This is a genomic window from Pseudoflavitalea sp. G-6-1-2, assembly GCF_012927185.1.
Lineage (GTDB): Bacteria > Bacteroidota > Bacteroidia > Chitinophagales > Chitinophagaceae > Pseudobacter.
Window position 1 is genome coordinate 380,530 of sequence record NZ_JABBGB010000001.1, and the last position, 14,044, is coordinate 394,573.

Below are 14,044 nucleotides of genomic sequence, written 5' to 3' on the forward strand. Positions count from 1 at the left end.
CGGCAGATTCCTGCTACTAAGAATCATCTTTTTTAACGATTGACACGGCTCCTGTGTTCAGCTACTTTTACCTCACAAATTCTTATGAGATGAAAAAAATATCTTCCCTTGTTCTCTTCAGCTTAATAGCCATAACTGCTTTTTCTCAAAAGCCCTCCAAAGAGCAAATGGAAGCTGATAGAAAAAAGTTTACTGAAGCGCAAAAACAACTGGAAGCCCAAAAAGCTTCCATGAGCCCCGAAGCCAGAAAAGCTTTGGAAGATATGATGGAAAAAATGGGCGCTAACAAAGCCATGCAGAATGCTCAGCAGGGGCTTGGCACCAATAATGGAAGAATGTTGCGAGGCGAAGATCCCAACATCATCCCCGATAATATTTCAGCATTAAAAGTTGCAGTTACACCCCAAAACAAATCTCAGCTTACAACCTACCTGTCTTCAATGTTTGCAGAAGCCGATAAACTGATAAAACCGGAGAATAAATCATCTGTAAAAGGCCTGATGAACCATGCTGAAAAAACAGGCAAGTATGCAATGATATTTTGGGCAAACAATGAATTAGACAAAGCGCTTTATCTGTTATTGAATACCTGTATTTCCAATGCAGACGATATGGTGTCGCTCAACAATCTTGCAAGCCTGCTCACTATTTCAGGGTACGCACACAAGTCGTTGCCTCTTTTATTGTATGCGCAAAAACTGCTGCCCAATAGTGGAACATTGGCAAATAATACAGGGCAGGCCTGGCTTAGCCTGGGCAATGTAGAAAAAGCAAAACCTCTGTTAATTGCTGCAACCGAAAAAGATACCGCCAACTCAGAGGCATACCGGTCATTAGCGCTTATCGCACAAAAACAGGGCAATAGCACCCTTTGTGCGTCTTATCTCGCAAAAGCTATTGCACATGGCGGCGCCACAAGCCAAAACATAAACCTCCTGCAGAAATTAACACCCGATGCAGATATATCCTCTATCTATTTTGCAATACGAAACACTTTTAAGAAATACTACAAAGACCATAGCATTACAAAACGCTTTATTATTCCTGAAATTCCTGACAGTTATGAAGCAGCAGTAGCCGCTTATTCCGATATCAATAATTTCTTTTTGAACCTGGATGCTACCATTCAGGCTGCCGGGAAAACAAGTAAAGAATTAAACAAACAATATGAGAAGTCACTGATGGATAATATGAATAAACGAATGGCGAAGATGCAACAAATAACAGCCAATGTTGGTAAACCAGGTGCCGCCAAAATGGTGCAGGATATGAAATCCGGATTATCCAGCCCTTTTATTGCCCAGGCTGCTCTGATGCTCAATGCCATTGACAATCCGCGATTCAGTGTTTCTTACATAAGCCGGATGAAAAAAGAATCAGAGAACAGATTGAAAAGTGAAAACGAGTTGAAAGAGGCATTGAAAACAGATTTTGACAACAAGATAAATGCCTTAACAAAAGAACAAGGCAAAATTGAGGGAGGCGAAGGTAGGGCTGCCGAGAACAGCAGGTTGATGGAAATAGAAAGGGAGCTTTGTCAGTTAAGGACTGAAAGGCAAACTAAATGGTTGAAAAAGTCAGCAGAAATCAACAACAAATATATCCGTGCAATGGAAGATTTGATGAATCAGCGATTGCAGGAGTACCTTTTCTGGAACACAATCGTAATGCAATCCCTGCAGGATCCTACATCAGTCAATTTTGCAGCATATACCGGTTACCTCAACAACTTAAATGGTTTTCGCTCTTTCTTTCCTTTTTATAAAGATGGAACATTCGGGAAGCCATGCGGTGATTATCTTAAAAAAGGCATCAACAGCAAAGGTCAGATACAAGTATGGGAAAGAGAACATTGCGAAGTGGATTTTGGATTTGATGCCAAAGTAGTGGGTGGAAAATTTAACTGCGAAGGATTGAAAATGTATGTTGATGCAAAAGCCGGAGAATTTACCTATAGTCAAAACTACGATCCAGTAACCTGGGAAACTACCGGACACAGCCTCTCTGCCAAAGCTGGAAAAGACAAAGAATTTGAAATCACAAAGAACATAGGTGGAAAAATCGGCGCCTCTGTTGAAACCACCATAAAATTTGATGGCAATATGAATCCGGTAGATTTGATTGTAACAGGTTCCGCCGGTGCAGAAATAAATGATGGAGCTCTTGGGAGGGCTTCTGCTGACCTGGGCTCTGTAACTATCTCTGTAAATGGCGGTTTCAATTCCGCGGGCCCAGGTTTTACAAGTTTTGGCAGCAGTTTTCTGAAAAACTAAACGATGCTGCTTATGTGTCCTTTACACTGACAATCAACAGGTTTCTGTATTCCCCGAATCATCTGAAACATAAATAACAGCCTGGAGGGGTAACAATTTCATCGCTTCGCTGATATATAACTGTATCACATCATTTGCCCATAAAACCGAGTATATGAAAATACAGTTATCCATATGCACCCTGCTCATCGCCACACAGGCAGGGCTTGCACAAACCAATAACGTGCAGCTTTCATTAAGCTCCGGAATTGCCCACTCTTCTTCCAAAGGAAAAGATAACCTCATTGGAAATGGACAGCACCTGCAAGCGGATGTTTACTTTCCTTTGCTTAATAAAAGCAGCAACTTCTCACTCGGCATTACCCTCACAGGAAATTATGCCCGCAACAAAAACATCCATCCCAATAATAACGATGTATCATCAAAATACAACTTATACAGCACTGCACTTTCTGTAGATTCAAAATCAGGAAGCGCCTACTCCAACAGTTTTTCTGGTCTCGCCGGAATTCAGGCGCAGTTTGGCTTTGGCCGGTTTCATCTTTCTCCCTCACTCAATGCAGGATACCTGAACTTTCAACAGGAAGGGTTTACCCAAACAGGTAGTGTTTCGATCAATGGTGAGCAACATCAAAAAGATCTGGTGAAAAAAGAGCAGCAACAATTTAACGGACTGATCATAAAACCTCAGCTGAGAGCCGGTTACAGCTTCACTGAAAGCATTGCTGCTTTTGCTGGTGCGGCGTTCGTTGCAGGTCCGGAAATGAAACACACTACTGCTGTTTTGTTACCGGAGGGCGGTTTCAAAGAAAACAACACCTACGAGATGAGCCAATTGGCAAAAGGCACCTATACCACAACAGAGAATACTTCCAGATACCAGTTGATGGAGTTCAATATTGGCCTCACCTTCTCATTAGGAAAATCGAGAAGAACGAAACGCCCGTCCGGAGCAGCCTCTGCATCTTATGCGGCAGGCAGGGCAATTCCTACCAGCACCGAAAAAAGCATCAGCTCAAAAGGCGTCAAACGCAGTGAAGCAAACGAACTTGCCAGACCTGGCAGCCCTATTGGCGGAATTGTTGTGAAAGGAGGAAAGAATCCCGGAGGAAATATGCTCAACCTCATCAGCGACGAAAATGGACAAGTAATTTTTGAAGCACAGGAATCGGGTGATTACCTTTTCCAATTGAGCGCCCCTGAACAACCTGCCGGCAAAAGCATCAGTGAAAAAGGAGTTAAACGCAGTGACGCATCAGCAATGGCTAAACCCGGCAATCCAATTGGTGGTATCATTGTGAAAGGAGGGAAAAATCCGGGAGGGAATGCCTTCAACATCATCAGTAATGCAAACGGAGAAGTGTTATTGCCTCAACTTGAACCCGGCAGTTATCAATTGATATTGCATTCTCCCTCAACAAACAGCAATGATCCAAAGGCCAGAAAGAAGAAAAAGAAAGAAACCTACGAGCCAACTCCAAGGCCTGGCTTGAAAGATGTAATCAAAACTAACGTATAACTTTTTCAAGAACGTTCGGGATACAAATAGCATCAGAGCAAAAACAAGAAGTCGAACCCTGCAGGTTCGACTTTCTTATTCATGTTATTATGTTTTCAAATTATCAGAACTCGGAGATCAGCGAGAACCATCTTGCCGCGGGACCAATCCACAACTCCTTATACGTAGCAGTATTCCATTGCGGCCAGTAAGGCACATCCCCATTGAATCTCGATTGCATGCCTACAGGAATTCCTCCAACCGTTTCACCCGGCAATGCAGTATACAACTGCGGATAGTTGCTTCCTTCTCCCCAGATGATTGACTGACCAAAAGGATTTTTACCTACAATCCAGAATAGTTGCTGCTCAGCGATGTCCATCAGTTTCTTATCTTTCAAGAGACGCCCCGCTAACGCTGCAGCTTTTCCTGTAGACAATTGTACCGCTGCATTACCTCTGAACGAAAACCACACAGGGAATACGCGGAGATAATGTTCATCATCGAGCTTAAAGCCATTTTCGAGTTGCTCTTTGTAATCCGCAGAAGCCCCTTTGTAAATGCCTACCTGCACTTTATAAAAATTCACGGAGTCTTTTACTTCATTCACATTGTACACGCCACTCGGCACGAGGCCGTAAGGCTGAACATACTGCATGATGTTCTTTAGATAGTCACCATACAATCTCACAGCACCTTCCCATTTTTTGTAATCAGCGTTATTCGGCTGTGTTTCGCATAGTGCGGTCAGCGCCTGCATATACGCCTGATCTCTCGACTGATGCGTGTAATGCACAATGGATTGTTTATTCAGATCACGATAAAAGAATCCGCGCGTTTTGTTCTTATCGTTCAGCGGTTCTGTACGCTGACATTGCAGTGTATATTCAATGGCTTTCGCAGCCACATCCGCATAATATTTATCACGTGTTAATTTATACAACTGGCTTGCAGCAAAAGAGATATTCGCAGAATACTGACTGTTGGATGCCATTGCCGCGTGATCACCTCCACCACCGATACTGCTCAGATCATTAAATCCAAGGCTGTCGAATCTCTTCTTTGCAAAGGCAAAATCTTCGATGGCTACTTTACGCAGAAATTCTTTCAGCATCGGATCATTGTCGATACTCATTGCTGCATATGCTTCAACACCAGCGAACACAAAATTTTCAAATGCTCTGTTGTGTACGTGCACTTGTCTGCGCCTGGATGAATCGTCTTTGGTGCCGATAAAACCATCCGTCCATAAATTGGTGCCCCATGTTTGTGCCCGGTAACCATTACCCAGTCTGGCTTTCAGAATGCAGTCGATTCCCCATCCTGCTTCTTCCTGCAATCTGAGGAATAATTGCTTATTGCCTTTCGCTTTTGCGTTGTTAGCCATTTCGAGCAATCCGAAAATAATTTCTCCTGACTGCAATACCTGCTGCGACATATCAGCAGCATCGTGCCATCCTCCGTTGAAAGGGAAAATCTTTCCTTCAAAGTTCGCATTCAGATCGTGGTGACAGGCACCGTGCTTACCCGGAATCGGATAACCACACCGCTCACAGAAAATAAAATTCAGCATTCGCCAGGCGGAGTTGCTCCAGATATCTTTATTGATGTGAAAAGGACTGGATACAACGTCTCCAATACGAATAAAATACTCTCCTTCTTTTTTGTAACTGCTGAAATCGATCGATTCAAAATTCCCGATAGCAGTTTTCTGTGTGTTTATTTTTCCTTCATACACTACAGCTTTTCCGGCAGCGCTTACCAGCTGAAATTTCCCTTTGTGATTTTTCACATTCACAACAGCAGTCTTTTCACTTTCAACACCATAACCGGTGGTGGAATGTACAATGCGGTTATTCGCGGGCATCCATCCCGTAACTACTTCAGGGTTTTCGATGGTTTGCAGTGATACATCATCGATATCGAATTTCAGTGAATCGCCCATGGTGCGCTCTTTACCGAAGATCTCGATGGCGAACGACAACTTAGAAACTTTATCGCGAGGCAGCTCGGGCATCTCCACATAAATTTCATTCCATTGCCCGTTGATCAGGTTGATCTCATGGATTCCTTCCCGCTCATATTTATCCGGCACTTTTATTTTTCCATCATTCTCCACTATCAGATTGAGGTAAATGCTGCGTGCACCTTCGCAATGCGGATAGATGTACAAATGAATGCGATTATACTTTTCCCAATTGGCTCCACCCACTTCATAAGTAGCCATGGAGGTACCAAGTCCTATTCCCCAGTTCAGAAAAGTAGGATTGGTTGTTTGACCTACCAAACGCAAACTGTTCTTACCGGATTTGCTTCGCTCGTTGGTGAGCTGCATATTTCCGAAGCCTTTGTGCGACCACTTATCGAGTGTTTCCATATCACACAATGTTTCGGATGCCAGCACTTTTTTTCTAAGTCCCGCTGTTTCCAGCGATTTACTGTAATCCAGCGGCAACGGGCTGTGTACATATCCCGTATTCTGGATATCCCGTTTCAGTTGTTCATCGAACTGAGCAACCAGCAAACCCGGACAAACAACCAATAATACCAGTGCAAAAAGTTCCTTTACTGCTTTTGAATTCATATACAGGTAGTTTAGGATTTTTGAAAACATCTATTTGTACCCAAGCTCTTTGTTGAGCACAGATAGTAAGTACAATTTCCGGTCGCTGAAATATTCCCAGAACATGGCGCCGGCCAATTTGTGTTTTTTGATGTAATTGCATTTCTCCTTCACTGATTCTTCATCATCATAAGCGATAAAAGCTTTCTTTTCGGCATTGAAGAGGAAGGGAGCTTTGGATTGATCATCCCAATATCTCACATACCCTTTTTGATTTATCAGACTGTCTTTCATAAACGTGAAACCTCCGCCGTATGCAGGTTTTACAGGCATCTGATATAAACCGTTGTTGTCTGCCGATGCCACCACTCTGCCTTTGCCATAGAAAGGAATGCCTATCACCACTTTTTTCAAATCTACACCCACACTCTTCAGATTCTGAATGCAAAGATCAGCGGAGTAGATGTACGGCCTGTTTGCGGGTGTCATAAGATTGGAGTGATGGGACGACATATTATCGTATGTTCCATCGAAGTCGTAACTCATCAGATTGATATAGTCGAGATAATTTTGTGCAACCTCCATTTGAGTGTGCTGCAGAAATTCCCTCGACCCGCCGATGGCAGTGGTTACCTGATATTTCTTGCCTGTTTGTTTGCCAAGCACATCGAGTTTTTCACGAAGTGCTTTGAAGAGATTGGTATAACCTTGTCTGTCTTCGGGACGGTATTTGTTTTTGTCGCCGATCATTCCCGGATATTCCCAGTCGATGTCTACTCCATCCAGACTGTACGCAGCTACGATATCCACAGCGCTTTGCGCGAAGTTCTGTGTGGAACTGTCTGTGAGTACGGCGTCTGAGAAGTTTTTGCTCCAGGTCCAGCCACCAACGGAGATGAGGATTTTCAGATCGGGATTCGTTTTCTTCAATGCAACCAGATTTCTGAAATTGACCGTATCCGTTTTTTCGTTGTGCAGCCATGCTCTGTTGTCTTTGATATCAACAAAAGCATAATTGATATGCGACAAACGGCTGGCGTCTATCTGATCGGTTTGTACAACCTGTCCGTTGTACCCACCAACATATCCGATAATAACGGGTTTTGAATTTTTTTGAGCTGTAGCGGGATTAATACCGGCTAACATCATTACGGCGATTGCCGGAACGAGATACCTGATCGGTTTATATTTCATATTTCGAATTTGTTTTCTGTCTTTGTGGGGGCAAGATTGAAAACTTACGAACGGCAAGCATAGCAAGATCGCAGATCCTCTGAGAAGAAAATCAGGCGCCTTAACTATTTTCCTATTGGCTAATCATTTATACATTGCGAACGAACACCATATCTGATCGCTGTTCCAGCGCATTCACACAGTTTCTAAAAATAAACTAAAACGACGGCAATGTTATAATAAACAGTGTATGAATTCCAGGGTTTTGTAACATATGATTTTGAAAACAGTTCAGCGATCAGTAATATTCAGATTGATCAGCATTCGCCGATAAGGCCAAACTAGTGTTCGTTATTTTGCATGATGCGAAGTATCTTTAATCCTACTCAACAACCATGAAGCTCACCACCACAGTTTACAAATACAAGCGTTCTGCGCCCTGGCTGATTCTGCTGTTGGTAACAGCTACGGCGCTGCTCTTTATCTTTTCTTCAAGACTTAATTTATGGGTCAGTGTTCTCGGTGTTGTGTTACTCTTTTCTCTGGCAGTGTATGCAGCTCTGCGGCCCAAATCGTTGTTCTCGATTCGTTCGGCCGATGAGCGGCTACTGACATTTACACCCGACGAATTGATTTGGGGAACGGTGCAAATGCCTATTCAGGAAGTGGAAAAACTGAAAGTGTACATTCACGCCTTCAACACATTTAAACATTCCGCTTCTGGAAACCCTAAAAAACATCTGTACAACACAGAATACGGAGACCGTAACAGCATTTCATTTGTTTACAGAGGAACTAGTCATAGTTTGATATTTTATCTGGATACTTTTGAGCACTACGATATACTCATAAAGATCCTGCAAAGCTGGCGGGGAAAAGGTATTGAGCTTACAGCCAGGAGCGCCTTCTCCGACAGCTATATCCGAAAGAATGTACAATGGTTCGGATAGAAAAAATATAGATAGCAGTAACTCCGGTTCTGGACGGAGCTTTTTATTCGGTTTTCCGAAACGCATAGCCCCTTCAAAAAATTGACTTTCCTCATGTCTAATTCAGCCAGTCACAAAGTCCATATCTCACCCCTTCAGGGCTGATTTAGCGCAATAAATTTGCTGATGAATCTTTCTAAAAACTAAAATCCTTCGCCATGGCAGATATCCGCCATAAGTTAACAATCAAAGCTGCGCCGGCAGAAGTATATCATGCGATAACCACACAGGAAGGGCTTTCTCACTGGTGGTGCAGAAACACCGTAGCAAAGACTGAAACCGGATTCGTGAACCGTTTCAGTTTCGGAAAGTTTGTAATTGAAATGAAAATAATGCAACTGGCACCCACTCAGAAAGTAGTATGGGAGTGTCTTGCAGCCACTGAAGAATGGATTGGTACAAAAGTCACATTCGATCTGGAAGATAAAGACGGGAACACCGTTCTTCGTTTCGGTCATACCGGATGGGAAACACAAACCGATCTTTTTGCAGTATGCTCCTTCGACTGGGCCATGTTTCTGCGCAGCCTGAAACTACTCTGCGAAACAGGAGAAGGGGAACCACAATAATCATTCACATCTAAAACTAAAAACAATGACTGAAATAGCTAAAAAACCGCTGACCACCCAGGAGGTTGCCGCTCGTTTTCATGAGCTGGCTCAACAGGAAAAATGGTTCGACATTCAGCAGGAATTCTTTTCAGACGACGTTGAGAGCATCGACCCTGTTGGATCTCCTTTCCTCGGTTATGCCAAAGGAAAAGAAGCCGTTCGCAAAAAAGGGGAAGAATTTGTCAGCCGCATCGAAGCGGTTCACAGAGTATACACTTCGGAACCGCTTGTAACCGGCAATCACTTTGCAGTAGTGAGAGAAAAGGATCTCACCGTTAGACCACACGGCAGAATTCAACTCAATGAAATTATGTTGTACGAGGTAAAGAACGGTCAGATCATTTCAGAGAAATTCTTTTATTAGATAGCATCTCCACGGAAATTATTCAAGGAAAGAAACCTTGCTTATTTTTCCGTTTTTCACTTCGTAAATGGCAGTGCCACCAAATGAACCACGATCGTCGATTACGTGCTCTTCATCCACAACGAAATTCTTATCTACGATCCTCTTTACAATCCGGCAATGGAGCAATTTGGCAAGGTCGAAAAAGAAGTATTTCTTCTTAAATGCTTCTTTTCCCTTGCATATCAGTGTACCTGATTGTTTGCGCATCTCCACATCATCGGCATAGGTATCGAGAAATGCTTCCATGTTTCTGGTGTTGTATGCGTTGAGCTGTCGCTGCACCAGCACTTCAGGCGTTTCATGAATTAAGGTATCGGGGTTAACCACCTGTCCGTTCTGAATAACACGATAGATCTTTTGCAGGTTGCTCAGATCCGCTACCGGGTCGGCATCCAGCAATATCATTCTGGCAGGTTGCCCTACGGCTATGTTACCGCTAAAACCCGGCAGCTGCAAAATTCCTGCAGCATTGATTGTTGCCGATTGAATCAATTGCCAGTTGTTCATTCCCGCGAGCTGCATCTGCTGCAACTCATTGTACAAACTGGTTGCATGAAGCGTTCCGATATTGCCCGCATCTGATCCGCTCACAATGGTTACGCCTGCATCTACCAGCTTTTTGAGATTTTGCGCACTCACTCTGTTGATCCTGTCCGACTTGGCCACATGGTTTGCTGCCAGCATTTTGTATTTGTTTGCAATCGCCGTATCCGGAAACTGCTTCAGATCGTACAAGCTGCTCAACGCAAACGGGCTCGCATGTATCAGCTCATGCGTGGTGAACATGCGTGAGCGATCGAATGTATGCAGATATCCGTTCTCCACATTCAATGTAGGACAAACCAATACTTTATTCTTTTTGATCAGCGCAATAGTTGCATCATCCAGATCTTCTTCCTGCACACTGTGCACCAGGTAATCGATTCCTGCTTCAACGGCGAGCTGTACTGCCAGCCTTTCAGTAGCATGAACAGCTACGCGCAATTTATTTTTATGTGCTTCATCGATGGCAGCTCTGATCACTGGCAGAAATTTTTCTGCAGGTTCTCCATCGATGGCATAATACAATTTGATGAGATCTGCTTTCATTGCTACCTGATCTCTCACCAACTTTCTTGCAGTGATTGAATCAGCGGCCCACACGAAAGGCGCATCATCTTTGAGAGTATCGTAAAATGATTGCTTCATTACCGAAATGATCGGCCCCGACATATACACCTGAGGAGCATAAGACTGATTATTGACGCTTTCTCTTCTCGCCAGAAACCTGTTGCTCGTTCCTACATCAATTACAGTGGTGATCCCATTTCTTAGGTATCTGCGCAGTTGATCTTCAAACTGATCGTGCACCCATTTTATTTCTTTCTCATAGGGATATACATGCCGGAGATCGATGATATCCGGGCGCGTATACAATCCTCCACTCTGAAAAAAATGCACATGCGCATCAGTAAGTCCGGGCATCAGGTACTTGCCCGTTGCGTCGATTACGGTTGCCTCAGGCGGTGCTTTCTTTTTATGGATAGCGGTAATGGTGTTGCCTTTGATTACTACAGTCATACCCGACTGCACAGTTTTTTTTACCGGATCGAGCAGATTGGCATTAGTGATCCAGGTCTCCTGCTGAGCCATCAGGCTGTTCATCAAAGTGAGCAGCATAGCTGAAATGATCAGATGTTTCATTGATGCTAATCTAGCAAAGACCATGCTATCTGCTTTTGCATAAATGATCAAATTGGGCGATAAAACCTGCATAATTACAGGTCGTTGAATTTTATCAATTTATACTCCGGAGAACTTTCGAATAGCTGTTTCAATAACTGAATATGGCCGGCGCCGAACAGCACCAGTATCCTGTCATCCGGCGAAGTGGTGATCTGTTGGATATGACGGAATATGCGGAGATTTCTGCTATACCAGTGCAATGCAAGCGCATCGGCACCTCTGGTGTTTCCCAGTTTGAAGTCGCCAACAAGATAGGCGCCGTATCCGCGCGTCAATGCTTTATCAGAATTCAGGTATTTGAAATAGCTGAGGAGAGGAAGCTCTTTTGCCAACCGGTCGTCGTAGCTATACCAGGCTTTGTAACGATTGCTGAGTGTATCGTTGCTTTGGAAATCCCAGTCTTTGAAAATGCTGTCGATGATTGGATGTAAAACAGCTGAATCTTTCAATTCAGACAATGAACTTACCAGCTCCTGATCATCTACTCCGTAGAGGGTATCGAGATTGAATCTTTCAAGTAAGCGGAAACCGATTTGCTCACGCTCATCTTTCTTCAGTTCGTAGCTTCCGTTTTTGTAGTTGCGATATCTCTTCATCAGATAGCCGGTATTGCTGCCATTTTCAATAGCAATCTTTGTTGGCTTGAATGCGGCGATGTAATCGATCAACTGTTTTAGCTCCGCCTGCTTCTTTGGAGATTTGATATCAACCTGCAGATCTTTATCGGTTACATGCGCATCGAGATTGTAGTATTCAAAATGAAACGACCCAACCATAAATACGGAGGGCAGTTTTTGTTTGCCAACCAGAAAAGCATCCGGATCAATCGGTTTCTGAGCAATTGCATTAGCCGAAACAATCAGCAGCAGGCAAGAAAAAATGTTGCAGAAGAGTTTTTTCATACACTAAAAATATTCAGATAAACACCACATCATTGAACCAATCTCCATACAGGCAGTAACTACCGACAGAAACCCTGAAATCGGGATTTGCAGATCGAAATGGGCGTTTTGCAGATCGGCCATAACAGTAAAAATGCAGGATGCAGGCAGTTCAGTACATTTGATTATGAAGATCCGCTTCTGGCAACTACTTCTTTACTTTCTGGCTTTCGACCTGATATGGCAAGCCACCATTGATTATTTCAATGAAACTTCGCTTTTCAGATCCTACGATTTCTCTTTGAAGAAAACGGTGCTTTGGCTCACTTCCTTCGCTTCGTTTTTTCTTTATCCATTATCGGTCTGTTATTGGTTTGGCAGATTGCTGCCCCGACGCACCGTACTCGCATTGACACTCACACTGGCTTGCATGCCGCTGATCATTCTCTTTCGTTATGGATTGCAGGAGGTGGCAGGGCCCGCACTTTGGGGCTACAGCAACTATATCGGAGAGTACACGCTCAAATATTACATGCTCGACAATGTATATTACGCGGTGCTCTTTTCTGGTTTCGGTTTCGCCTATTTCTTTATTCAGTATGCACGATACACAGATAAGAAACAGGCCGACCTCATCATGGCTGTTAAAGAATCAGAGCTTTCTTTTTTGAAATCGCAGATCAATCCGCATTTCCTTTTCAACAATCTTCATTGCATTTATACATTGATCTATCAGAAAAATGAAAATGCATTATCGGCCGTGGAAAAACTATCATCGTTACTGAGATATGCATTGTACGAAAAACGGGAAATGGTTGATCTCGAAACTGAAGTGCTGCATCTCAAAGATTTCATTCAATTGCAGCGGCTGCGTGTTACACCAGATGCAGCTATTCAGATTGATCTGGAAAACATAGATGGCACACTGTCTGTAAGTCCGCAACTAATGATTGGTTTTGCAGAGAATGCCTTCAAGCACGGCGATCTTTCAGACGCCGAAACACCTCTGATCATTACTGCATTTACCGAAGCCAATACGCTCACATACGAAGTATCGAACAAGAAGAGCAAATACAATAAACCGGCGGATGGAGGAATCGGACTGCAGAACATCAAACGAAGGCTCGATCTTTTGTATGCTTCCCGATACAGCTGCACGATAACCGACACAGAACATCAGTTCACCATCACTTTGAAAATCGAACTATGATGCAAACAGACAATCCGATCAATTGCGCCATTCTCGATGATGAACCATTACCCATTGAGCTGCTGCAGGATTACATCAACAAAACACCGGGACTTCAACTCGCCTATGCGTTCCGCGATCAGCTCCAGCTTCTGCAGGCAATAGAGAAACAGCCTGTGCAAATTCTATTCCTCGATGTTCAGATGCCCGAACTTACCGGCTTTCAGGTAGCGCGTCTGCTGAATGGAAAATGTGAGATCATTATCACTACTGCTTTTCCGCAGTATGCATTGGATGGATACGAGTACGATGTTGCCGACTATCTGCTGAAACCATTCGGCTTTGAACGGTTTCTTGTGGCCATCAACAAATGCAAAAAAAGATTATCCGGCCATCCGCGGACCAGTGATTCCGAACCAACGCACTTTTTTGTGAAAACCGGATCCCGCCTGATGAAAATTCTGCACAACGATGTGTTCTATCTCGAAGCAATGCGGGATTACATCGGTATCCATCTTGCCAATGAGAAGATACTTACACTGCAAAGTCTTCGCAGCTTCGAAGAGCAGCTACCTGAAAAATTCATCAGAATACACCGCTCCTACATCATCAATTCAGATAAGGTAAGTTATATCGAAGGAAACAATATCAGCCTGGGTTCCACCACTCTTTCGGTGGGAGAAAAATACCAGCAAAGCCTTTCTAAAATCACTTTACTGAGAGGATAAAAAACGGC

General features: G+C 43.6%; 11 protein-coding genes. 7 read left to right on the forward strand and 4 right to left on the reverse strand.

Features of this window, described 5'->3' with window-relative positions; genetic code table 11:
• Positions 1–89 precede the first annotated feature (89 nt).
• Together HHL16_RS01500 and HHL16_RS01505 are read left to right on the forward strand one after the other, a co-directional pair.
• Positions 90–2,273 carry a hypothetical protein gene (locus tag HHL16_RS01500; RefSeq protein ID WP_169423370.1) on the forward strand — a complete coding sequence of 728 codons (2,184 nt, stop codon included), beginning with the start codon at positions 90–92 and terminating at the stop codon, positions 2,271–2,273.
• Positions 2,274–2,427: 154 nt separating this feature from the next.
• On the forward strand, positions 2,428–3,792 hold the full coding sequence (locus HHL16_RS01505) for an autotransporter outer membrane beta-barrel domain-containing protein (protein WP_169423371.1): 1,365 nt from the start codon (positions 2,428–2,430) through the stop codon (positions 3,790–3,792).
• Between the two features lie 103 nt (positions 3,793–3,895).
• Here the strand turns inward: HHL16_RS01505 and HHL16_RS01510 are convergent, their stop codons facing one another.
• Together HHL16_RS01510 and HHL16_RS01515 are read right to left on the reverse strand one after the other, a co-directional pair.
• Positions 3,896–6,355, reverse strand: a complete 2,460-nt coding sequence (locus HHL16_RS01510) for a glycoside hydrolase family 9 protein (protein WP_169423372.1) — start codon at positions 6,353–6,355, stop codon at positions 3,896–3,898.
• Positions 6,356–6,385: 30 nt separating this feature from the next.
• Complete coding sequence (locus HHL16_RS01515; protein ID WP_169423373.1) at positions 6,386–7,528, reverse strand: glycoside hydrolase family 18 protein; 1,143 nt, start codon at positions 7,526–7,528, stop codon at positions 6,386–6,388.
• A 374-nt stretch (positions 7,529–7,902) separates the two neighbouring features.
• Here HHL16_RS01515 and HHL16_RS01520 point away from each other — a divergent pair, with 374 nt between their 5' ends.
• The 3 genes from HHL16_RS01520 to HHL16_RS01530 all read left to right on the forward strand — a co-directional run bounded on the left by HHL16_RS01520 (position 7,903) and on the right by HHL16_RS01530 (position 9,471).
• Positions 7,903–8,457 carry a hypothetical protein gene (locus tag HHL16_RS01520; RefSeq protein WP_169423374.1) on the forward strand — a complete coding sequence of 185 codons (555 nt, stop codon included), beginning with the start codon at positions 7,903–7,905 and terminating at the stop codon, positions 8,455–8,457.
• 197 nt (positions 8,458–8,654) lie between these two features.
• Positions 8,655–9,065, forward strand: coding sequence for an SRPBCC domain-containing protein (locus tag HHL16_RS01525; RefSeq protein WP_169423375.1), 411 nt, complete (start codon positions 8,655–8,657; stop codon positions 9,063–9,065).
• A 25-nt stretch (positions 9,066–9,090) separates the two neighbouring features.
• Positions 9,091–9,471, forward strand: coding sequence for a nuclear transport factor 2 family protein (locus HHL16_RS01530; protein ID WP_169423376.1), 381 nt, complete (start codon positions 9,091–9,093; stop codon positions 9,469–9,471).
• A gap of 18 nt (positions 9,472–9,489) precedes the next feature.
• Here HHL16_RS01530 and HHL16_RS01535 read toward each other — a convergent pair whose 3' ends face one another.
• Positions 9,490–11,196 carry an amidohydrolase family protein gene (locus HHL16_RS01535; RefSeq protein WP_169423377.1) on the reverse strand — a complete coding sequence of 569 codons (1,707 nt, stop codon included), beginning with the start codon at positions 11,194–11,196 and terminating at the stop codon, positions 9,490–9,492.
• 74 nt (positions 11,197–11,270) lie between these two features.
• A complete protein-coding gene (locus tag HHL16_RS01540) occupies positions 11,271–12,140 on the reverse strand; it encodes a DUF5694 domain-containing protein (RefSeq protein WP_169423378.1) in 870 nt (289 codons plus the stop codon).
• 166 nt (positions 12,141–12,306) lie between these two features.
• On the opposite strand from HHL16_RS01540, the gene HHL16_RS01545 reads away from it, so the two are divergent.
• A complete protein-coding gene (locus HHL16_RS01545) occupies positions 12,307–13,329 on the forward strand; it encodes a sensor histidine kinase (RefSeq protein ID WP_169423379.1) in 1,023 nt (340 codons plus the stop codon).
• On the forward strand, positions 13,326–14,036 hold the full coding sequence (locus HHL16_RS01550) for a LytTR family DNA-binding domain-containing protein (RefSeq protein WP_169423380.1): 711 nt from the start codon (positions 13,326–13,328) through the stop codon (positions 14,034–14,036). Before HHL16_RS01545 ends, HHL16_RS01550 begins: the two co-directional genes overlap by 4 nt.
• The last annotated feature ends 8 nt before the right edge of the window (positions 14,037–14,044 follow it).